This is a genomic window from Mucilaginibacter gilvus (assembly GCF_004054195.1).
In the GTDB taxonomy this organism is placed as follows: domain Bacteria; phylum Bacteroidota; class Bacteroidia; order Sphingobacteriales; family Sphingobacteriaceae; genus Mucilaginibacter; species Mucilaginibacter gilvus.
On record NZ_SBIW01000001.1, the window covers coordinates 624,518 to 647,302 of the forward strand.

The following is a 22,785-nucleotide window of genomic DNA, read 5'->3' on the forward strand; positions in this document are numbered from 1 at the left end:
GTCGTAATTAAAAATCAAGGTTAACACCTAATACAAATGTGCGCGGGCGCGGGTAGAAATTGTTATCGATACCGCTGCTTATTTCCGGGTCGAGGCCGGAGTATTTGGTAACGATGAATACGTTTTGGCAATTGGCATTCAGGCGCAGCCCTACTTTGCTGGTTGGCCCGAATATTTTACCCGCGTTGTACGATAGCCCTAAGTTATCCATCCGTAAGAACGAACCGTTCTCTACATAATAATCGCTCAGGTACTGGTTGTTATCAAAGCCCGATTTAAAGATCTCGGTGCTTACGTTACCCAGGAATCCAGCCGGGTTAAGCAGGTTGCGAGTTACCCCAATATTGGCTTTTACGTTGTTATAAACATAGTTGCCCAGGTTTGCGCGCAACACGGTAGAGAGCGACCATTTTTTGTAGCTCAGCTGTGTGCTGAAACCTAAGATATACTTAGGCACGGCAGACTGAAAGCGGTACAAATCCTTCTCGTTGATGATGTTATCGCCGTTAAGGTCTTCATATATGCCCTCTTTTGGTTTGCCCGTGGCATCGTAAACTTGTTTGTACAGGTAATACGAGTAAGTGTTATAACCTACCGAATTGATCTGCACGGTATTTCCTGTACCGCCCGAGATCCCGCCGGTTAACACACCCGGGTAAGTAGGGCTTTCTACATTGGTAAGCCTGGTGATCTTGTTGCTGTTGTAGGTAAAGTTAAACCCGGCATCCCAGCTAAAGTTGCTGCTTTTTACCAACGCTCCGTTGATGGCAAACTCCACGCCTTTGTTCTCAATGTTACCCACATTGGTAGTGATGGTATTGCTAAAGTTTGAACCTAAAGGGATAGGGATGTTGTTCAGCAGGTCCTTTGTTTTCTTGAAATAAACATCAACGCTACCGTTTACACGGCCATCAAACAGGCCAAAATCCATACCGGCGTTGTAAGTAGCTGTTTGCTCCCATTTGATTGATTTATCGTAGGCCTGCGGGGCGTACATGCCGTAAAAAGTATCGCCTAACTGGTATTTGGCAGCGGCAACGCTTAGCGCATAAGTAGGCAGGTAAGAGTAGTATGGAATGCCATCCTGCTGGCCGGTTACACCATAGCTTAAGCGGAGTTTAAGGTCGCTGATGGTTTTAGAATCTTTCAGGAAGTTCTCTTGGTTTATCCTCCAGGTGAAAGCTGCCGACGGGAATACGCCCCACCTGTTCTCGGGTGCGAATCTCGATGAACCATCGGTACGTACCGAACCGGCCAGGATATACTTGTTATTGAACGTATAAATGGCACGGCCGTAGTAAGAGATAAGCGTAGTTTGTGGTTTATCAAACGCAAAGGCTGGTTCAGAACCGGCTACCACCACATGGTTGGCATTGTAGCTTGGGTAATAAAATATTTTGGTTAAAAAATCATAGTAACCATAACCCGCGGTTACATTAATGTTACTGTTGATGCCCTTCAGGTCTTTAATGTAATTGAGGTAAAACTCGCCTACCTTATTGCTGATGTTTTGTTGATAGTTATTATCGAGCCCTTGCACGGCAAAACTTTGCGCCGCGTTTGCAGGCACGTAGGTGGTACCTTTACCGTTTGAGATATCATACCCCAGGTTTAAATTGGCATGTAACTCGGGTAAAAAATGCATCGAATAATCAAACTGGGCGTTGCCGTAGCTGCGTTTTACCTGGCTGTTATCGCTGCGCTGAGCTAATAAGGCGATGGGGTTACGCGTTGCATTGGGGTTAGGGATAACCGAGCCATCGCTGCTGGTGTTTGCCCACTCGTAGTAGTTACCAAATGAGTTTTTCACGTAAACCGGCTGCGTTGGGTCGAAAGAAACGGCGGAGCCGATGGCGCCCTGGTTTGCAAAGCGGCTTTCTGTTAAAGCGCCTTTCAGGTTCACATCTATCTTCAGGTGGTTATCAAACAGTTTTGGGTTAATGGTGATGCTACCTGTGGTACGCTGCAATTTATCGGTAACCAATACACCCACCTGCCTCAGGTATCCGCCAGAGATACGGAAAGGGATAGTTTTATAAGTACCGGCAACGCTCAAGTTATTATCGGTACCCAGTGAGGTTTGGTAGATCTTATCCTGCCAGTCGGTGTTTTCGGTACCGAGCATGGCTTTCTGCGCGGCGGAGCCGTTGGTGTTCACATAATCGCGAAACGCTGCCGGACTAAGTACATCCAGCTTTTTACCAACCTTATAGGCCGATAACTGCGTGCTGAAGTTAAACTTAGGCGCGCCTGATATTCCTTTTTTGGTGGTAATTAAAATTACTCCGTTTGATGCCCTGGAACCGTAGATAGCCGTAGCGGATGCATCCTTAAGTACTGTAAAGGTTTCGATATCGTTTGGGTTGATTAGGCTAAGCGGGTTGGATGCTCCCGAGATGCTGTTGTTGCTCAACGGCACGCCATCTATCACAATTAAGGGGTCGTTACTTGCCGATAGCGAAGCCCCACCACGCACCCGGATAACACTACCAGAGCCCGGCGAACCACCATTTGACGTGATGCTGATACCAGGCACTTTACCGGCTATGAGTTGCTCCGGTGTGGTGATACTGCCCTTCTGGAAGTCTTTGGAGGTTACCGTAGAGACGGCGCCTGTTAGGTTCTTCTTCTGCACAGTACCGTAACCGATCACCACTACCTCGTTAAGGCCTGTAGACGATGGCTTAAGGCTGGCGTTGAATTTTGTATCGCCGTTAACCGGAATCAGTTGCTGCAAAACCTCGTAGCCCACAAATTTTACCGAAACGGAAATACTCCCGGCGGGTAAACCTGTGAGCGTGTATTTACCATCGGTATTGGTAATGGTGGCTTTGCCACCCGCCGAAACGGTGGCGCCCGGTAAGGGTAGCCCGGTTTCATCAAGCACCTGCCCGCTGATGCTGCCGGTTTGCGCATGAACGCACAGCGCGGTGAAAATAAACACTAATAAAAGTGTTAGTTTTAGATAAAGTTTTTTCATTTAATTGGTTTAATTGGTTTGGTTCGGCTTATAAACAAGCGCCGCTAAATCATCCCCCGCATTAACAATGGCATTGCCGGCAAAAATTGTCAAACAAGAAAATCGGTACAATTGGCGTGTTACAAAACAGTTGCAAGATAGGCTGCCTTTATGCCCGGGGCTTTGTGCAAATCAGCGTAAAAATTGTCCAAATCAGCTTTTTTATACGGCAAGTGGTCATTAATTGGGCTCGTTTCAAAATAAATCAACCAATAAAGCCTATAATTGACTAACCATTATGAGGATTGCCCGTTAGCCTTAAAAGCAATTACCAGGAACACATCATGACTAAAATTTCGGCCCGGTTAGTTTGCTTTTACCTGCGCGTTGTGAGGGTGACCGGCTATGTATTGTTGTTTTCTACCACCAGCTCTTTTGCCCAGTCGCCGGGCATTACTTTTAAGCATATTAATTACGAGCAGGGCTTATCAAACAGTACCATAGAAGCCATTACCCAGGATAGCCAGGGCTTTATCTGGATAGGCACGCGAGATGGGCTCAACCTTTACGATGGTTACCGGATGACGGTGTTCCGCAACGAAAAAGGCAACCCCGGCACCTTAAGCGATAACTACATCACCTGCCTTTATACCGATAAACAGAACACACTTTGGATAGGCACATTAAACGGGCTCAACCGCTTTGACGAAACCACAAAATCTTTTACCTCATACGTAAAACAGGCTGATGCAAACAGCATCACAGGTAATACCATCAACGCTATAATGGAGGATGCGGATAAAAAACTATGGATCTGTACCAATAAGGGCCTGGATGTATTTGATCGCGGCAGCAAAAAATTCTCGCATATTACAAATCCTATGCTGCAGAGTTCTGTCAATTACATTCTGCAGGATAACAAAGAAAACATTTGGATAGCGGTTGATGGCGGGTTAGTAAAATACCTGCCCGGCACCAAAAGCTTCGCCATGCAGATAAAGGATAGCGGCCTGGGCATCAATTTTATTCAAGGAGGGTTAAACGGGCAGGTGTGGCTTGCAACAAAAGGCAAGGGACTAATAGTGCTAAACCCGGATGGCAAGTATAAAACCTATCGCCATAGCGATACAAACGCCGCGAGTTTGGGTAACGACCAAATCTTAAGTTTGCTGCGCGACAAGGCCGGCCATATTTGGGCTGGGACTATTAACGGCGGCTTAAACCTGTTCAACAACGATACCGAGGACTTTACTAAATACACCTACCAGCCTGCCAAGCCCTACAGCCTGAGCCAGCGTACCATATCTGCCATATTTGAAGACAGGCAGGGCAATTTTTGGATAGGCACACACCGCGGCGGCGTAAACTTATATAACCCGGGCGCTAAAAAATTCAACGTTTACCGGCAAGAAGTTGGCGCGAACAGCCTGAGCTACAACGATGTAAAATGCTTTGAAGAAGACCATTACCGCAGGATATGGGTGGGTACTGATGGTGGCGGCCTGAACCTTTTTAACCAGCAGCAACAAACGTTTACCACCTATCGCCACCGGGTTAACGATGGTAACAGCCTGGGCAGCGATGCCGTGCTGGATATTACCGAGGATAGGCAGAACCGCCTTTGGATCTCTACCTGGGGTGGCGGCCTAAACCTGATGGGGGCTGCTTTTGGTTCCTTTACGAGTTTTAAAAATAACCCGGCGAGCCCATCATCCATCTCTTCAGATTTTGTGCAGAATGTTTACCAGGATAAGGCCGGCGCATTATGGGTAGGCACTTATTTTGGCGGCTTGAACCGTTTTGATCCAACAACCAAAAAGTTCACCCGGGTAATTGCCGACCCGGCTGGTAAAACAAAACTGCAGGGGAATAATATAGTAGCCCTTAATGAAGATGCTGATGGCAATTTATGGATAGGCACCGATGATGGCGGGCTTAACTGTTACCGCAAGCAGAGCCAAAGATTTGAACATTACTTTGATAAGGAGAACAAGAAACCCGATATCCGCGTGATATTTACCGACCATACCGGCGGGTTATGGATAGGGCAATCTGGCTTATACAAATACGATAGACAGAAAAACACGTTCTCGCTTTTTACCTCCGAGGCCGGCCTGGGCCACGACTTTATAAAAGGCCTTACCGAAGATGGCCAGGGCAACCTGTGGGTATCTACATCCAATGGCCTGGTTAAATTAAATCCAGGGACACGACACGCCAATAAATTCAACACCAGCGATGGCCTGCAGGCGATGGAGTTTGAGGTGAACGCTTACATGAAAACCAGGGACGGGCAAATGTTCTTCGGCGGTATCAACGGTTTCAACTCCTTCTATCCCCGCGGTATTAAAAGCAACCATTACGTGCCGCCGGTTTACATTACCGATTTTCAGATCTTTGGTAGATCCGCGCTGCCGGGAAAAGATTCAACGCTGGAAAAAGACATCAGCCTAACGCAACATATCAAGCTCAATTACCTGCAATCCAGCATCTCGTTCAGCTTTGCGGCGTTGAATTACCTGGCCCCCGAGAATAACAAATACGCCTACAAGCTAACCGACTTTGATAAAAGCTTTAATTACACCAACACGGCACCACAGGCAACCTACACCAATCTCGATCCCGGTGACTACACCTTCACCGTAAAAGCCGCCAATAACGATGGCGTTTGGAATAACACAGGCAGATCTATCACCATTACCATAACGCCGCCATGGTGGCTAACCTGGTGGTTCCGTACATTGGTTGTCTTATTAAGCCTGGGTATGGCGTATGCAATTATCCGCTACCGGCAAAACCTGCAGCTCAAAAAACTGGAAGAAGAGAAAAAGGAGGAGGTACACCAACTACAGCTGCAATTTTTCACCAACATCTCGCACGAGTTTCGTACCCCGCTTACGCTGTTGCTTGGCCCGCTGGAAAAACTGATGGGGAATGGAGCCCAGCCCGAAAGCCGTACCTACCAGCTAATGTACCGCAATGCTACGCGCCTGATGAACCTGATAAACGAGTTGATGGATTTCCGCAAGGCAGAAGCCGGTGTATTGAAGCTGAATGTTACACCCGGCAATATTACCGTTTTTATGAACGAGATAACCGGCGAATTTGACCTTTGGGCAGAACAAAAGCATATTAAATTCACGCTCCAAAACTTCGATCTTGTCGGCAAAGAAGTATACTTCGACAGGCAACTGTTAGAAAAAATACTGCTTAATCTTATCAATAACGCGTTCAAGTACACCAACGATGGCGGCGAAATTACCGTAAAGCTGTTTTTTGATGAGCGCGAGTTTAAACCATCCTACCAAAACGAACTGAAGATAACCAACACCTACCAGGCCAGGCAATACATGTACATTTTGGTGGCGGATACCGGCATTGGTATCTCCGCCGAATCTATCAAACACCTCTTTCAACGGTATTATCGTATCACCTCAACGCACCTTGGCTCGGGCATTGGGCTGGCCTTTGTAAAAACGCTTACCCTGCTGCATAAAGGCTGTATCAATGTATACAGCGAACGTAATAAAGGCACCGAAATTTTGATAGCGCTGCCGGTTGAAGAGGCGGATTACCAGGTAAACGAGCGCTGGATAAGTGAAAATAAACCTGTACTACTGGAGAGCGTAACTACCGAATGGCAGCAACCTGAAGTGGGTACCGACCACAAAGAGCAATTTGCTGAAACCCGTGCTAATGTATCTGCCAGATACATATTGCTGGTGGAAGATAATACTGAATTGCGAACTTTCCTGAAAGAGATATTGGGCAGCATTTACCAGGTGATAGAGGCGAAAGACGGGCAGGAAGGCCTGGCAATGGCGCATGACAGGGCACCAAATATGATCATCAGCGATGTGATGATGCCGAACATGAACGGCATCGAACTTTGTAAACTGATAAAGCAGAACGAGCAAACCAAACACATCCCCTTCATTCTGCTTACCGCCAAAGATTCGCTGGAGGCAAAGCTGGAGGGTATAGAAAGCGGTGCCGATTTCTATTTTTCCAAACCAGTAAGCATTAACCTGCTGCTGCTCACCATCAGGAATGTATTTCTTCAGCTCGACCAGCTTAAAGAACGCTATACGCACGATTACCAGGCCGAAGTAAAGGAAACCGTACATTCCAATAAAGATAAGCAGTTTATGGACCAGCTGGTGACGGTAATAGAGGCCCAGCTGGAAAATCCCGACCTGGATGTTGATTATCTCTGCGCCAACCTTAACATGAGCCGCACCAAATTATACGAGCTGATCAAGCGGCTCACCGGCCAGTCTATTGTAGAATTTATTCGCACCATCAGGCTAAACAAAGCCATTTACATTATGACGCACGAAGACGCCTCCACCACCGAAATTATGATGCGTGTGGGCATACAAACACAGGCGTACTTTACCAAAGCCTTTAAAAAGGAGTTTGGTAAAACGCCATCACAGTTTTTAAATGACCTGAAGAGATAAGGGTTTTGCCGCTAAAGTGAAGCCGTATACGCGAATTTGTTTCCTTCTATTAAAACCGGTTTAAACGCGTCTTTCGCCGATCCGCAAACCGGGCATTCATAATCAGCTAAGCCGGCAAATGACACACCCGGTAATATGCCGTTGTGTTCATCGCCGTACGCTTCGTCGTAAATGGTCAGGCAATCGTCGCATTGATGTACGGTGATGCCTTTGGCTTCAGGTGCATCGTCGGTAATAGTAGCTACCTGCTTTAACTCCGTACTTTGCCGGGCATAAAACTCACTGCAAAGCGCCATCAGGTGTATGCTGAGTTCATTAGCTGGTACGCCTTGCCTGTACACGATCACTTCCTTGGTATTGGGGTTAAAATCCTGCGTATGGGATATTTCGTACAGATCTGTCCCGCGTACACGTATAATGATGGACCCGTACAGACCTGATTTTGGCGACCGCTTTATTACAAAGCTAAGGCGATAGGTACGCAGGTCGGCTTCCTCAAATTCCCGTACTAACTGTTGCTTAAGCTGCAAGCATTGGCTGCACAGGTCCTCTACCTGCCAGTTGAGTTCGTTGGATGCATGGCGGATATTCACCCGGTATTTATTGAGGATATTGCCCCATAAAGGGCGATCGGCGGGTTCGATATTTTTGATCAGTAATGATTTCCAGGGGCTGATGTATAACTGCCCTATGCGGGTTTGCATACATAAATTACAAATTTCTTTTAACAGTTCAATAGCAAAAAGCTCATCGCGGCGATATATACCCAGCCAGTATTTGTTGCCCTGCTTGTTAAAACCTTCGTAATACGGTAACTGAAAATCGGGCAGTTTTAACGGCTGATCTATCTGCTGGATCACAAAATCACGGTCGGCAGTTACCATTTGATGTAGCAACAATGAGTTGATCTCCTGCTGATCGTAAAACAGCTGCTTATTGGCAAATATCAATTCCTCTATCGCTTTGGCTACCGCGGGGATATCTTCAGAATAAATTAAAGAGGGCCAGCTATATACAATATTGGTTTTAGGATATCTGATCTGCAGATACCAGTAATTACTTACCGATGAAGCTATAAAATTGAGGTTGCCGGTAAAAAACGGGGCAAAAGTTTGGCTGCCATCAACAATGTTTATTTTGAGGAGGGGCTTATAATCAAACAAGTCGAAAATATCCTTATACACGCCCTCTTTCAGCCAGTTCTCCTGGTTAAAAATACCATCGGCAATGTAAGAGCTTACAATGTTGGGATATTCGGCGGCGTTCGCTTCATAATCAACACCGGCGTTCAGCAGTTCGGTATCCAAAGCCTCCAGCTCATAACCGTCGATCTCAAAATACAATTGCTGGCGGTTACCAAACCGAATATGTGTGGCGTTAGCATTTTGAGCCAGTACCAATATCTCATACAAGTCACCGGCGGCAACCACGCCACCCGGTAAATTTATCTTGATCTGTTTTTTATTGCTGCTTTGCATCATACCGCGCTAACTGTTTGCATTTCTTCCAGTAACCTTTTCACCTCAGGCTTGCAGCTGCCGCAACCCATGCCGGCGCCGGTGGCTGTGCAAAGGCTGGCGAGGTTATCGCAGCCCGCGTTTATCTTGTTGCGGATATTACCCGCGCCCACATTGTTACAGCTACACACTAACTTCCCTAAAACAGGCTCGGCGGTTTTGCCGCTGCGAAGCAGTTTTAGCCGCTTATCGCTCAGTTCGGTTTTGTTGGCTATTAGTTCCTTAAATTCTAAAAACTCGCTTTTATCGCCCACCAAAATGGTGCCCACCAGCTTATCCTGGTGGATGATACATTTTTTATAGTAGCGTTTGGCTTTATCAATAAACACTATCTCCTCGTAATCCTTATCGTCCGGGCAGTCAGACAGGCCAATACTGCACAGGTCGAACCCGTGGATCTTGATGATATTCATAAACAGGCTGCCCTTATAGTAACTGGCAATATCGCCGTTCATGTAAGCGGCTACTACCTCTGCCTGCTGCTCGGCGGCGGCAGTGATGCCATACAAGGTGCCGTTAAATTCGGCTATTTCGCCAATGGCATAAATGGATGGGTCGCTGGTGAGCAGGCGTTCGTTCACCACAACACCGCGCTTGCAATCCAGGCCGCAATCTTTGGCTATCTCCAGGTTTGGCGTGGTACCAATAGCCAGTATCATGGCATCGCAGTTTATTTTGCGCCCGCTCCTTAGTCCTATGCCTGTTAATTTAGAGCGACCGAAGAACAGCTGCACTTCATCATCATAAAAAATATCGCAGCCCTGGTCGGCCATTTCCTCGTGCAACAGGCGACTGCCCAATTCATCAAGCTGCCGGTTTAAAAACCTGGAAGTACGCTGAATAATGGTGATGGTAATACCTATCTCGCGAAGCGACGCGGCCATTTCCAGCCCTAACAAGCCGCCGCCAACAATAACCACATGCCCGCCTTTGGGCACGTGTCTTTTAAAATTATCGGCATCGTTACGGTTACGCATGGTGAAGATGCCGGAAAGCGATGGGACATTTTTTGGGACAGATGCGCGGCTGCCGGTAGCCAGCAGCAATACATCGTAATAAGTTTTTACGCCACGGCTATCTATCACAAATTTGTTTACGCGGTCTATCTTTTCCACGCTCACACCGCGCAGCAAACGGATGTTGTAGCCGGGTTCTTCCTCATCGGTCATTTTAACCAACTGTTCCCAACGCTGCTCGCCGCTAATATAATCCGGCAGCATTACCCGGTTGTAGAACGGAAAATCCTCCTTACTAAAAATGGTGATCTCATCATCTTTATTCAGTTCCCGGTATGATTTAACGAAACCATAAGCCCCCGCCCCGGCCCCAACCACCACGATTCGCTGGAACGGCTTTTTATATTTTTGAACGCTTACCGCGCAATACTTAAAATCGGGTTCTTTTGAAATGGGGTCTACCGCATCGTTAGTTAAGTTGTTTACACGGTTAAGATCGTTGCCCAATATTTTGCCCCAATGCATCGGCATAAAAACTACGCCTTGTTTTATTTCTGCGGATAGCTTTGCCTTTACCCTTACCTCGCCCCTGCGGGATGTGATAACCGTTACTTCCCCCTCTTTGATGCCCAATTGCGCAGCATCCCTCGGGTGAATCTCTATAAAAGCCTGCTTAATATGCTGGTTCAGCTTATTAACCTTACCTGTTTTACTCATGGTGTGCCATTGGTCACGGATGCGGCCAGTGGTGAGGATAAAAGGATAAGAGTTGTCTGGCAGTTCGCTGGTCAGAGTATCGGGCACCGCGCTAATAACGGCGTTTTTATTTTCGGTAAAAAAGCGTTTATCGGTGAATAAACGCGGGGTGCCTGTTCCTTTTTTTGCTTTGTAGGGCCATTGTACAGTGCCTTGTTGTTTCAATATCTCATAACTCAATCCGCTGATATCAATGGTGGTTTTTGCGGTGAGTTTGGCATGTTCGGCATAAATTTCGGTAGCATTTTTAAAATCGAATCCTTTATACCCCATTTTTTGCGCAAAGCGACAAATGATCTCGCTATCGGGCAAAGCCTCGCCGGGTGCGTCTAAAATCTTTTCCAGGTAGCTAATGCGCCTTTCAGAATTGGTCATGGTGCCTTCCTTTTCGGCCCAGGCGGCGGCGGGAAGTATCACATCGGCGTAAGCCAAGCTTTCGGGTTTGTTGCTCACCTCCTGTACCACTACAAACTTCGCTTTTTTAAGGGCCTCTTCTGCCAAACGCACATTGGGCAAACTGGTGAGCGGGTTGGTACACATTATCCAGATGGCTTTTAAACGGCCATCGTTCAGCGCTTCAAACATCTCGGTAGCGGTAAGTCCCGGTTTGGCGGCTATTTCTGTTCCGCCCCAAAACTTTTGTACCTCCGCCCGGTGCAGCGGATTGGCCAGGTTGCGATGAGCGGGCAGCAGGTTGGCTAACCCGCCAACTTCGCGCCCGCCCATTGCATTTGGCTGCCCGGTTAATGATAGCGGGCCCGAGCCCGGCTTACCAATGTGCCCGGTTATTAAATTTAGGTTTATAAGGCTTAAATTTTTGTTTACCCCAATGCTGCTCTGGTTTAGCCCCATCGTCCACATAGAGATAAAGCCTTTGGCCTGCCCTATGTATTGGGCGGCAAGGCGAATATCGCGTTCGGATATGCCGCAGATCTGTGCTGCTTCGGCCACGCTGCGTTCAAATACCAAGCGACTGTATTGCTCAAAGCCATCGGCATGGTTGGTGATAAAATTCACATCGATATCGCCATTTTCTATCAGCACACGGCCAATAGCATGGTTAAGCGTAATATCAGTGCCGGGGTTTAGCTGCAGATGAAGGTCGGCAATGCCGCAGGTATCCGTAGTACGCGGGTCTACCACAATGATCTTTACGCCCGGGTTGGCTGCCTTATGTGCTTCCACCCTTCTCCATAAAATAGGGTGGCACCAGGCCGGGTTGGCACCTGTTACATAAAAGCAATCGGCAAGCTCAATATCATCATAGCAAACCGGTACGCTATCCTCACCCAAAGCTATTTTATAGGCGGCCACCGCGCTGCTCATACACAGGCGCGAATTGGTATCGATATTATTACTGCCGATGAAGCCCTTCATCAGTTTATTTACCACGTAATATTCCTCGGTAAGGCATTGCCCCGAGGCATAGAACGCTACCGATTCGGGTCCGTATTTTTGGATGAAAGTTTTAAAAACGGCTGCCGTACGCGCCAGGGCATCATCCCAGCTTACCCTTTGTATGGGCATACTTTTGCTGTAACGCATTTGCGGGTACAGCAGCCTGTCGGTTTTATCGTTAACGGTGTAGTGCAGGTTTAGCCCTTTGCTGCAAAGCATCCCCTTGTTTACCGGGTGGGTTTTATCACCTTCCAGCGTTATACTGCCGTTTTTTTGCTTATTGATAACAACGCCGCAACCCACCCCGCAATAGCAGCAGGTACTTTTTTGAGTATGAGCGGATAGTTTTGCTTTAGACATTGTTATCAAATAGTTTTTATTAAGCGATGCTCGCCTCTAAAACAGGCTCTTCGACTTGTTTTTGTAAGGGTTGTTTTTGAAAACGGGTGATGAGCACAATTACAGATACCGCTATAACCGCGTACCCGATATAGGTAAAAGCCTGCACGTAAGTAATAGATTCCGACTTGAATAAAAAGCCGAACATCATACCGCCAAGGTTCCCGCCGGCACCCACAATACCACTTACCAGTCCTACATTTTTAGCGTTTACAAAGGGCACAATGCCATAAGTGGCCCCATTAGACATTTTGAGGAACAGCGCGAACGTAAGCATCGTAACAATAGCCATCACCAGTGAACCAGAATGAGCGAACAATACCAGCCCGGCACCTTCCAGCAGCAACACACCGGCCAGTAACAAGCCCTTGCCGCGCATACCGAATTTGCCGCCTACTTTGTCTGATACGATACCGCCCAGCGCACGGGCAAAAATATTCATGAAACCAAAGATACCGGCCCAAAAACCAGCCGAACTTTGCGAGAGTTTAAAGGTATCTACAAAGTGCAGCGATGCTACATTATCAAAGGTGATCTCCATGCCAAAGCACATGGCGTAAGCCAGGGTAAGTGCCCAGATGCGCCAGTCGCCAAGGATAGACCAATCGGTTTTTGCGGAGTTTGCTTTGGTGTAGCCAATTTCATCGTAATTACCATTGGGGGTGTCCTTGGTGTATCTCCAATACAAAAAAGCCATCACCAGCATCATCACCCCGGGCACTATCATGGCGTAGCGCCAGGCTTCTGCTTTGGTATATCCAAACCCAACAATGGCGGCAAATATTACCGGCATCAGCATATTGGTTACGCCGCCGCCCAGGTTACCCCAGCCACCGGTTACCGCGTTTGCCGTGCCTTTTATGTTCGGCGCAAACATCATAGAGGTATGAAACTGCGTAATAACAAACGATGCCCCAATAACCCCAATAGCCAGCCTGAACAGCAGGAAAGAAGTATAATCGTGTGCCAGGCCTACTAAAAACACCGGCAGGCAGCCAACCAGTAAAAGCCTTACCGCTGTTTTGCGGGGGCCCCAGGTATCGCAAAGCTTGCCAATAATCAGGCGGGCGATAATGGTAGCAGCCACCGATGCGATAATAGTATTACCCACCTGCCCTTTTGTTAAATGTAGTTCGGCGCGGATGGTAGGCATCAGCGGTGCCAGGCCAAACCAGCCAAAAAAGCACACAAAGAACATGAGCCAGGTGGTGTGGAAGGTGCGCATCTGCACGCCTTTAAGCGAAAATATATTGAGTTTGGTAAGTTGTTTTTCCATGATCGTTTTTAATTTAAAAGCAGGTCATTTAATTTATGATATTCAGCGTTGAGCCTTAAGCACGCGGCGCTATTCTATTTATTCAAAAATTCGGGTTTGATATTCAATTGCAGGTAGGCCCAAACCGGGTGCAGTTTGCTGCTGCCGGGTGTTAATGCCTTCGCGTATTCCATGCTGCGGGTGGCTGCCATGTAGGATAAGCCCAGATCTACATTGGTGAATTTATTGAGCTTATACACCGTGGTGAGATCAAATTCGGTACCCAGGTATTTGTGAATTGCCTGCCCATCGGTACCTTTTTGATCATTAGCCAGCAGGAAACCATGCCCGGCCAGTTCTGTGCTGAAACGTTTGTTGTTGGATACGTATTTCAGCTTTAAATATGGATTGCTTAGGCCGCCAGTTGGCGAGCCGCTGCCTGCATAAAAATAATCCATATAGCCCCAAAACTTATGCGGCGTACCGTAAAGCGGATCGAACCGGTGGTTGGTTTTGGATGCCGAAAAAGCATCGTTGCCTGATAGGTAATCCAAACCCGCGGTATAACTTACATTACTGCCTTTATATAGCAGGGCTATAGTATAAGTGTAGGCATTAAGTGCCAGCCCGTCCTTGTCATGCCCGCCCTGGTAGTAAAAGCCGGCGTTGATACCCCATTTATCTTTTGCGCCAAATACAGGGTTTATTAATAACCCGGTTGTGTACCTGCCATTTACGCCCGCTTGGTTAAACCTTTTGCCGTAAACGTAACCTTCTTCGGTACCGCTAATATTTTTTACAGAATCGAGTTTGTATTTGCCAAACTGGTCGGCCAAAAACAATCCTGATACTTTTGTTTTATTGAATTTTCTGGAGAAATAAACATACTCCAGCGCTTTGTAATTTTGGTTGAGCGCGTTGGTTCCGGGCGGGTTTAAAAATGCCGGTGTACCTGTTTTTGAGCTCAACCCGGCGGCGTTTAACAGCGGAATAAAACCTGCAGGTGTATTGGCCATATTGCCATTACTATCCTTTACGGTAGCGGGTACATTGGCGGGGGTATAATAAGTACCGTTGTAATTAATGGCGTCGCTACTTTGGTTAAAGGCGCCGCCCAGATCTACCTGCCAACCTTTTTGGATCAGCTTTAACACTACCGCGTCGTGGCGGCGGGCCTGCTGTAGCCAGTCGGACCCGCCCATCAATCGCTCATCATCATACACCAGCTCTTGCCGGCCTATTTTAACCGCGAAGTAATCTACCGGAGATACTTTAAAAGCAGTTTCTTTTTTGTTGGATAATATCAGTTCTGCCCAGGCTTCGTGTAAACTTAAACGGCTGCCATCATTAATGGTAATAGTTGATGCATCCTGCCCCCAAAGCCTTACATCCTGAACAGATGTTTGAAAAATAAGCTTGCTGCTTTTATAGTTAAAGGTAAGCCTCGTTCGTTGCGACACTAAGGCGGCATTACTACTACCAATAGGCTTTAAAGTTCCGTAACCGTCTCGTAATTCACCTCTTGTTTTTAGCTGACCGGTTAAGGTTAACTGTGCCGAAGCTGTATAAGAAGCGAAACATGATACAATTAATAGAATTTTGCCTAAAGTGTATTGGTTTAATACATTTTTGTACATTTGGTTTGGTTTTTTATTTGTTAAAGCGATTAAAAACTGTTTAACCCTGTCTGGGAATGCGACCTCCCGGCAGGGCTTTTTTGTTACTTTTCTATTTTCATCATAGGCAGGGACTATTGCGTTTTTTAAGTGATTTATTATTATAAATATATCATAATTAATAAATAAAAGCAATTTTTATGGTTTTAAAATCAATTTTTATGATTAAAATCATACAATAAGTCATTTTTTATCAAAAACATAAATAACTATCAGTAAAAATTACTCAAAATATAGTTTTGATAATTTTAAAGTGATATAAAAATGTATTTTGGATTTAAATTTTATGATGTAATTAATATTTTACACGCATTTAACACTGAAAACACTAATAAAACACCTAATTTTTATAATTTAGCTCACAAAAAGCGCGAAAACAGCAAAACAAATGAAAAAAAACACCCAGTGCGATAATCAATCATGCTTTTTGTGCCGAAGCTGCGTAAAAGAGTGGCTGCCAGCGGTCGCCGCTAATAAAAAAAACTTTGTTGCTAAGAAAGGGCAGGTGATTTTCAGTGAGGGAGATCCGGTTACGGGGATTTATTTTGTTTACGAGGGCAATGTAAAAGTGCATAAAAAATGGGGCGCCGATAAAGAGCTTATAATTCGCTTTGCTAATAAGGGTGCCATCTTTGGGCACAGAATATTGGGTAAGCAAGCCAGCAATTACCCCATCTCGGCCACTGCTTTAGAAGAAAGCCTGATATGCTACGTGGATATGGAGTTTTTTGATGCCACCTTAAAAGTAAACCCAGGCTTTACTTATGATCTGATGCTGTTTTTTGCCGAGGAATTAAAAGAGGCGGAACGGAAAATGCGGAACCTGGCGCACATGCCGGTAAAAGGCCGGGTAGCCCAGGCGCTGATCTCCCTGAAAGAGCAATTTGGCACCAATGAGGAGGGGCACGTAAATATAGAACTTACCCGACAGGATTTGGCCTCATACGCAGGCGCTACCTACGAAACCGTTTTTAGGGTGGTAAATGAGATGATACAGGAAACTACCATTATTGCCAACGGTAAAAAAATAAGCATTACCAATACCGACAAGCTATTTGCCCTAACACAGGATACCAACCTATAATTAATCCACCCCGATAAACACCTTACCGTTCTCCACCTTTATCGGGTAGGTTTTAATAGCCATATCATCTTCGCCAAGGCATTCGCCCGTAAGCAATGAAAATGTCTTTTTGTGAAAGGGGCAAGCCACTTTGGGCTCGCAGCTGTCGCCGGCACTGCCAATCATCCCGCGCGAAAGCGCCATCTGCTGTTTATGCGGACAAAGATTTTGGGTGGCGTACCATTCGCCGCGGCGACTAAAATTAAAGATAGCAATTTGCTCATCGCCATGCTTAATGCACGATCCGCCATTATCCGGCACATCATCCACATAGCAGGCCAGTATCCAGTTGGTTGTTAATGTTGTATCCATGATTTTTTATATTTATCAGGCGTCAAAGTATGTTAACCCTTAATTATTAACTTATTGATTATCAAATATTTAAAAGTTAACACTTGAAATTGTGTTAACTTTTGTAAACTTTTTCACCTCGCCAATTACCTTTTTTTTGAATTTTCACTTTTGAGTTTTGACTTAAAACCCTACCACTCTTTGGCCCGCACCTGTTCGCGCATGGGTTCAAATTGGGCGTGCGGGTCTTTTTCGTCGGGAGCATTTATAAAATGTGAAAAGCGTTTGCGCGCAGTTGGGCTTTCTATCACTTCCTTCCATTCGCAATGGTAGGTGTTCACCAGCGCCTGCATTTCTTCTTCCAATTGCTCCGCCAAACCCAGGCTATCATTAATAACCACATTTTTAAGGTAACTCATCCCTCCATCCAGTTTATTTAACCAGGTTGCGGTGCGGGTAAGCTGGTCGGCGGTTTTGATATAGAACATCAAAAAGCGATCGAGGTATTTGATAACGGTTTGGTTATCTATATCGGTAGCCAGCAATTGTGCGTGCTGCGGTTTAGAGCCGCCGTTACCGCATACATATAAGTTCCAGCCTTTTTCGGTGGCGATGATGCCAAAATCTTTAGATTGCGCTTCGGCACATTCGCGTACGCAGCCGCTTACGCCGCCCTTTATTTTGTGCGGGGCACGGATGCCCTTGTACCTATCTTCAATTTCGATGGCGAAGGTTACGCTATCGTGTAGCCCAAAACGACACCAGGTACTGCCCACGCAACTTTTTACCGTACGCAAGGCCTTGCCATAGGCGTGACCACTTTCAAAACCGGCGTCAATGAGTTCTTCCCAAATTGCCGGCAGATCATTCAAATGCGCACCAAACATATCTATACGCTGGCCGCCGGTTATTTTGGTGTACAACCCATACTTTTTGGCCACCTGGCCAATCACTATCAGTTTATCGGGCGTTATCTCGCCGCCGGGGATACGCGGCACAACAGAGTACGTACCACCTTTTTGAATGTTGGCCAAAAAGCGGTCGTTACTATCCTGTATTACTTCCTGCTTTACAATTACATCGTTCCATAAGCTGGAGAGAATACTGGCAACAACAGGCTTACAAACTTCGCAGCCATCACCTTTGCCGTAATGATCCAGCACCAGGTCGTAATTCTTCAGTCCGTTTATTTTCACCAGGTCAAAAAGCTCCTGGCGCGAATAATCAAAATGCTCGCACACCACATTCTTAATGTATTGGCCATTGGCCTTCATGGTTCCTGCTATCAGGTCTTTCACCAGTGGCACGCAACCACCGCAACCTGTACCGGCTTTAGTGCATTTTTTTATGCCATCCATATTGGTAATGCCCTGCTCATTCACCGCGCCGCAAATTGCCGCTTTGGTAACCGCCTCGCATGAACAAATAAGCGCGTCATCCGGCAGATTCATTACACCCGCGCCATCGCTGGCCGCACCACCGCGCGAACCCAGGATCAAGTCCTCCGGATCGGGCGGCAACACAATTTTATTATTTACGGTTTGCAGCAGCATGTTGTAAGCTTCTGCTTCACCAATTAATATACCTCCCAAAAGTTGCTTACCATCGTTACTGATGTTAATGCGTTTGTAAATGCCTTTATGCGTATCCTCAAACAATATGGTACGGCAATCGGGCTCGGTGATAAAGGCATCGCCAAAGCTGGCCACATCAACACCTATCAGCTTTAGCTTGGTGCTCATATCGTACCCGTAAAAAGACTTATCGCCTTTGGTTAAATGCGCGGCAACAATGTCTGCCATTTCGTACCCAGGGGCAACCAGCCCGTATATCACACCTTCGTAAAGGGCGCATTCGCCAATGGCGTAAATATGCTCGTCGCTGGTTTGCATTTTTTCGTTCACTATAACACCACCACGGGTACCTACATGCAAGCCGGCAAGTTTTGCGAGCTCATCGCGCGGGCGGATCCCCGCCGAAATCACCAGCATATCTACCACCAGCAGACTATCATCGTTAAAACGCAGGGCATCTATCTTTTTATCACCCAATATAGCGGCGGTACTTTTATTTAAATGAATATGTAGGCCCAATTGGTTAAGTTTCAACTGCAGCATATTACTCCCTGCCGAATCTATCTGCCGCGGCATCAGCCTTGGCGCAAACTCAATTACGTGCGGCTCGGCTATACCCAGATCCATCAATGCCTTGGCAGCCTCCAGCCCAAGTAAACCGCCACCCATTACCGCGCCCGACTTTGCCGTAGCGGCGCAGGCTTTGATCAGTTCCAGGTCCTCTATAGTACGGTAAACAAATACACCTTCTTTTTCTATTCCCGGGATATCGGGCACAAATGCAGAGGAGCCGGTCGCTAAGATGAGGTAATCGTAATGCAGGGTTACGCCCTGTAAAGAATGAATGGTTTTTTGAGCGCGGTTAATTTCCTGGATAGGATCGCCAAGATGCAGTGTAATACCGTTATCGGCATACCAGGAGTGGGTGGAAAGCGAAAGATCGTCGGCGGTTTTACCGTTGAAGTATTCGCTGAGATGCACCCTATCATAAGCATGGCGGGGCTCTTCGCCAAAAACAATGATTTGGAACTGTAATGACCGGGCCAGAAGTTTTTCGCAAAACTTGTAGCCTACCATGCCGTTGCCTGCAACAATAATGGTTGGTTTTGACATTGTGATATTTTTTAAATGTTAAAGCAATTTTTTAGAACCAAATACATCAAACTGCGACCTTAAATGCATTTACATCACAATTATAATTTAAAAAAACATCAAAAAGAAATAAAAAATCGTTTTTTTATTAAATAAATCATATAAATTATCTTTTTTATTCATAGTTTAGAACAATTAATATAATATAAATCATTTTTAGTTGTCTTTTAATTACATTTTCACATAAAAAAGTCCGCTAAATGATAACTAGATTGATAAAATTCATTTTTTGACGCTAATTTTTTACGAAATGCAAAATAAATCAACAAAACCAGAATTATTTGTGATGGGAGCCGGCCCCGGCGATCCGGACCTGATAACCGTAAAAGGATATAAAATACTACAGCAAGCCAATGTAGTATTATATGATAACCTGGCCAATACCGAATTACTGGCCCTTTGCCGCGAAGATTGCGAAAAGGTATACGTTGGTAAACGCCCGTATGGCGATTACACCCCGCAGGAAAACATACACGAGCTGATACGCCACTACGCTTTCACCAAAGGCATGGTAGTAAGGCTTAAGGGCGGCGACCCCTTTATCTTCGGGCGTGGTTTCGAGGAGATCATCTATGCGAGACAGCATGGCATTAAAACACATTTTATCCCGGGTATTACCAGCATGCAGGCATGCGGTTTTGAGGATATCCCCCTCACCCACCGTTCGGTAAGCGAAAGCGTTTGGATGATAACCGGTACCAAAAAAGATGGCAGGCTGTCCGCCGATTTGAAACTGGCCATGCAAAGCAATGCTACAGTAGTGATATATATGGGTATGAAGAAACTGGCGGAGATATCTAAAAGCTATGTAGATGCAGGTTTCGGAAACACGCCGGCTGCTATTATTCAACATGCATCGTTACCAAGCCAGCGCAGCGCTGTTGGCATGGCCCGCAACCTGGAGTGGCTGGCAGAGCAACATCAACTAAGCTACCCCGCTATTATTATAATAGGCGATGTGGTAACCGTTCAATCACAAGAAATATTATGTTATGAAGATAAGGATAAAGGGCAATTCGCTGCGGTACCGGCTTACTAAAAGCGATGTGGCAACGCTTGCTACCAATGGCTTTATAGAAGAGACCACCCATTTTGGCACACAGGTGTTGAGGTATGCTTTGCGCCGTGGCATGGTCAGTTCTCTATCCGCCACTTTTGAGGATAACACGATAACCATCCACATGCCCGACCAAATGATAGAGGAATGGGTGCATACCGACCGCATTGGCTTTGAAAACAGCAACAGCGCCATGTATTTATTAGTGGAGAAAGATTTTGTTTGCCTGGATAACGTAGCGGAGGACCAAAGCGATAACTACCCAAACCCGTTACTTTGCTGAAAAGGTAATTGCCAGCGAGGTACTTGGCTACTATTTAGTAGCACCGGTTATTTTTGTTCGTTTTCTGCAGCTTTTTTAAACATGGATTTCCCTCGCAACAGCACTTTCATTCGCTGGCGCTTTAACGATATATGGGTCACTGCCGTTTCGTTGTCCTCAAAGTTTTGTTTGTAAGTGGATATAACATCGCGATAGTTTAAAACACCAATCAATTTATGGTTCTTTACAACCGGCAGTAGCTCAACTTCCTGTTGTGCCATTAATTCTACGGCGTTTCGCAGGCTTTCATTTGATTTGATAGCGGCGATACCAATTTTGGCAATCCGCTCAACCGCAGAAAGGTCATTATTTTTCACATCGTATATATCTGCCAGTTCTACAACGCCCTTAAATTCCGCCCGCTCACTTACAACCGCAAAGCAATTCTCTTTAGCCGGATTATTGGCTAAGCGATCCTTCACCTGCGCAATGCTCATGGCAGCATTTAATTTAATATTGTCTGCCCTCATTACCTGCCCCACGCTGATCTTTTGAAGCGCGTCCGGCTCATAAGAATCAGGTGTGACAACTCCCCGCCGCGCTATCTTTTCGGTCATGATGGTGTTCTCCATCAGGAAAAAGGAAACAATATAAGATGCTGTACAAGCACCCAACAAAGGCAACAGCGCGTGCGACTGCATAGTAGCCTCTAACGCGAAGGTGATACTTGTTAAATAAGCCCGGGACGCGCCCGCAAACATCGCCGACATGCCAATTAAAACCCCCATAGGTATGCTGATGCCGACGTTTGGAAATAGGCTTAATATAACCGAGCTGATAATGGCGCCCGCCGCCCCGCCGATAGTAAGCAATGGGGCAAGTGTACCACCGGATGTTCCACTACCCAGAGCGATAGCCCAGGACAAAAACTTAAACAGGCACAAACTTAAAATTAAGGCTAAAGGCACTTTACCGGAAAGCAAACTGGTAATATTATCGTAGCCTACACCTAAAGTATGCGGGTAAAAATAACCGATAAGCCCTACCACCAAACCGCCCATGGCCGGCCACCACATCCAGTGCACGGGTAATTTTTCAAAAAGGTCCTCAATCACATATACAGCCTTTGTGAGAAACAATGAAAGGAAGCCAATGAGTATCCCAATAAAACTGTAAACCGCCAATGCTAAATTGGACGGTGTTTCCAGATCGGGCATGGGGAATACGGGCCCTGCTTCAAACAATAAATGATGCCCTGCTGCACCGGTAATGCACGCTAAAGCAACCGGCAGGATAGCCTTGGGAGAAAATTCAAACAACAAAAGTTCGATAGCTAAAAAAACCGCCGCAATGGGTGTACCAAATATTGCCGACATACCCGCTGTAGCCCCCGCCGCCAATATTACCTTGCGCTCGCTCGATGTAATTTTTAATAATTGCCCCAGCGTTGAACCAAGCGCGCCACCGGTGGCTATAATTGGCCCTTCCGCACCGAACGGCCCGCCGGTACCAATGGCAATGGCCGATGATATGGGCTTTAAAAAAGTAATAGAGGGTTTAATTTTACTTTGATTAACTAAAATTTGTTCCATGGCTTCGGGTATGCCATGGCCTCTTATTGCTTTAGAGCCGTACAAGGCCATTAGCCCAACCAAAATACCACCAACGGCCGGTATAGCTATTACCCATGCGCCAAGGTGGTTGCCTGCCGGGCTTTGAAAGCCTAAATTAAACGAGCCGTAAAAAGAGATATTAGTTACCAGGTTGATAAGCAGCACCAGGAATTTGGCTATAAAACTAATGGCGACAGCTACCAGCACGGCGTAAATAGAAATTCTTATAAGGCGGCTTTTTTTGAAGCTTACATATTTTACGTCTTCCTCAAGTGATTTTAAGATGGGAGAAATAGGAATACTATCGTTCTTTTTATTTTTTTGCATCTTTATA

Annotated in this window: 12 protein-coding genes; 4 read left to right on the forward strand and 8 right to left on the reverse strand. The window is 46.2% G+C overall.

Annotation, left to right across the window (positions count from 1 at the left end):
• Window positions 1-7: 7 nt before the first annotated feature.
• Window positions 8-2,980 carry a SusC/RagA family TonB-linked outer membrane protein gene (locus tag EPL05_RS02905; RefSeq protein ID WP_128531999.1) on the reverse strand — a complete coding sequence of 991 codons (2,973 nt, stop codon included), beginning with the start codon at window positions 2,978-2,980 and terminating at the stop codon, window positions 8-10.
• Between the two features lie 323 nt (window positions 2,981-3,303).
• Between EPL05_RS02905 and EPL05_RS02910 the strand changes: the two genes are divergently transcribed.
• A complete protein-coding gene (locus EPL05_RS02910; RefSeq protein ID WP_128532000.1) occupies window positions 3,304-7,422 on the forward strand; it encodes a hybrid sensor histidine kinase/response regulator transcription factor in 4,119 nt (1,372 codons plus the stop codon).
• Between the two features lie 11 nt (window positions 7,423-7,433).
• Here EPL05_RS02910 and EPL05_RS02915 read toward each other — a convergent pair whose 3' ends face one another.
• The 4 genes from EPL05_RS02915 to EPL05_RS02930 all read right to left on the reverse strand — a co-directional run bounded on the left by EPL05_RS02915 (window position 7,434) and on the right by EPL05_RS02930 (window position 15,340).
• Complete coding sequence (locus tag EPL05_RS02915) at window positions 7,434-8,903, reverse strand: rubredoxin (protein WP_243837200.1); 1,470 nt, start codon at window positions 8,901-8,903, stop codon at window positions 7,434-7,436.
• Window positions 8,900-12,409: a nitrate reductase gene (locus EPL05_RS02920; protein ID WP_128532001.1), complete on the reverse strand. Its 3,510-nt coding sequence runs from the start codon at window positions 12,407-12,409 to the stop codon at window positions 8,900-8,902. Before EPL05_RS02920 ends, EPL05_RS02915 begins: the two co-directional genes overlap by 4 nt.
• 19 nt (window positions 12,410-12,428) lie before the next feature.
• Window positions 12,429-13,724, reverse strand: a complete 1,296-nt coding sequence (locus EPL05_RS02925) for an MFS transporter (protein ID WP_128532002.1) — start codon at window positions 13,722-13,724, stop codon at window positions 12,429-12,431.
• Between the two features lie 74 nt (window positions 13,725-13,798).
• Complete coding sequence (locus tag EPL05_RS02930; RefSeq protein ID WP_128532003.1) at window positions 13,799-15,340, reverse strand: alginate export family protein; 1,542 nt, start codon at window positions 15,338-15,340, stop codon at window positions 13,799-13,801.
• Between the two features lie 427 nt (window positions 15,341-15,767).
• On the opposite strand from EPL05_RS02930, the gene EPL05_RS02935 reads away from it, so the two are divergent.
• Window positions 15,768-16,463 (forward strand): Crp/Fnr family transcriptional regulator, encoded by a 696-nt coding sequence (locus EPL05_RS02935; protein ID WP_128532004.1) that lies wholly within the window; start codon window positions 15,768-15,770, stop codon window positions 16,461-16,463.
• Here the strand turns inward: EPL05_RS02935 and nirD are convergent, their stop codons facing one another.
• Window positions 16,464-16,814 (reverse strand): nitrite reductase small subunit NirD, encoded by a 351-nt coding sequence (gene nirD / locus EPL05_RS02940; protein WP_128532005.1) that lies wholly within the window; start codon window positions 16,812-16,814, stop codon window positions 16,464-16,466. It abuts the gene before it with no gap.
• Between the two features lie 170 nt (window positions 16,815-16,984).
• On the reverse strand, window positions 16,985-19,480 hold the full coding sequence (gene nirB, locus EPL05_RS02945; protein WP_128532006.1) for a nitrite reductase large subunit NirB: 2,496 nt from the start codon (window positions 19,478-19,480) through the stop codon (window positions 16,985-16,987).
• 289 nt (window positions 19,481-19,769) lie between these two features.
• Between nirB and cobA the strand changes: the two genes are divergently transcribed.
• Window positions 19,770-20,558: a uroporphyrinogen-III C-methyltransferase gene (gene cobA, locus EPL05_RS02950; RefSeq protein WP_128532007.1), complete on the forward strand. Its 789-nt coding sequence runs from the start codon at window positions 19,770-19,772 to the stop codon at window positions 20,556-20,558.
• A complete protein-coding gene (locus EPL05_RS02955; RefSeq protein WP_128532008.1) occupies window positions 20,512-20,859 on the forward strand; it encodes a DUF7009 family protein in 348 nt (115 codons plus the stop codon). Before cobA ends, EPL05_RS02955 begins: the two co-directional genes overlap by 47 nt.
• Window positions 20,860-20,906: 47 nt before the next feature.
• Here the strand turns inward: EPL05_RS02955 and EPL05_RS02960 are convergent, their stop codons facing one another.
• Window positions 20,907-22,778 (reverse strand): chloride channel protein, encoded by a 1,872-nt coding sequence (locus EPL05_RS02960; protein ID WP_128532009.1) that lies wholly within the window; start codon window positions 22,776-22,778, stop codon window positions 20,907-20,909.
• Window positions 22,779-22,785: the final 7 nt, after the last annotated feature.

Bases quoted from the DNA above. Each gene is read 5' to 3' on its own strand.
- EPL05_RS02905 (WP_128531999.1), bottom strand. From the start codon at position 2,980: ATGAAAAAACTTTATCTAAAACTAACACTTTTATTAGTGTTTATTTTC.
- EPL05_RS02910 (WP_128532000.1), top strand. From the start codon at position 3,304: ATGACTAAAATTTCGGCCCGGTTAGTTTGCTTTTACCTGCGCGTTGTG.
- EPL05_RS02915 (WP_243837200.1), bottom strand. From the start codon at position 8,903: ATGATGCAAAGCAGCAATAAAAAACAGATCAAGATAAATTTACCGGGT.
- EPL05_RS02920 (WP_128532001.1), bottom strand. From the start codon at position 12,409: ATGTCTAAAGCAAAACTATCCGCTCATACTCAAAAAAGTACCTGCTGC.
- EPL05_RS02925 (WP_128532002.1), bottom strand. From the start codon at position 13,724: ATGGAAAAACAACTTACCAAACTCAATATATTTTCGCTTAAAGGCGTG.
- EPL05_RS02930 (WP_128532003.1), bottom strand. From the start codon at position 15,340: ATGTACAAAAATGTATTAAACCAATACACTTTAGGCAAAATTCTATTA.
- EPL05_RS02935 (WP_128532004.1), top strand. From the start codon at position 15,768: ATGAAAAAAAACACCCAGTGCGATAATCAATCATGCTTTTTGTGCCGA.
- nirD (WP_128532005.1), bottom strand. From the start codon at position 16,814: ATGGATACAACATTAACAACCAACTGGATACTGGCCTGCTATGTGGAT.
- nirB (WP_128532006.1), bottom strand. From the start codon at position 19,480: ATGTCAAAACCAACCATTATTGTTGCAGGCAACGGCATGGTAGGCTAC.
- cobA (WP_128532007.1), top strand. From the start codon at position 19,770: ATGCAAAATAAATCAACAAAACCAGAATTATTTGTGATGGGAGCCGGC.
- EPL05_RS02955 (WP_128532008.1), top strand. From the start codon at position 20,512: ATGAAGATAAGGATAAAGGGCAATTCGCTGCGGTACCGGCTTACTAAA.
- EPL05_RS02960 (WP_128532009.1), bottom strand. From the start codon at position 22,778: ATGCAAAAAAATAAAAAGAACGATAGTATTCCTATTTCTCCCATCTTA.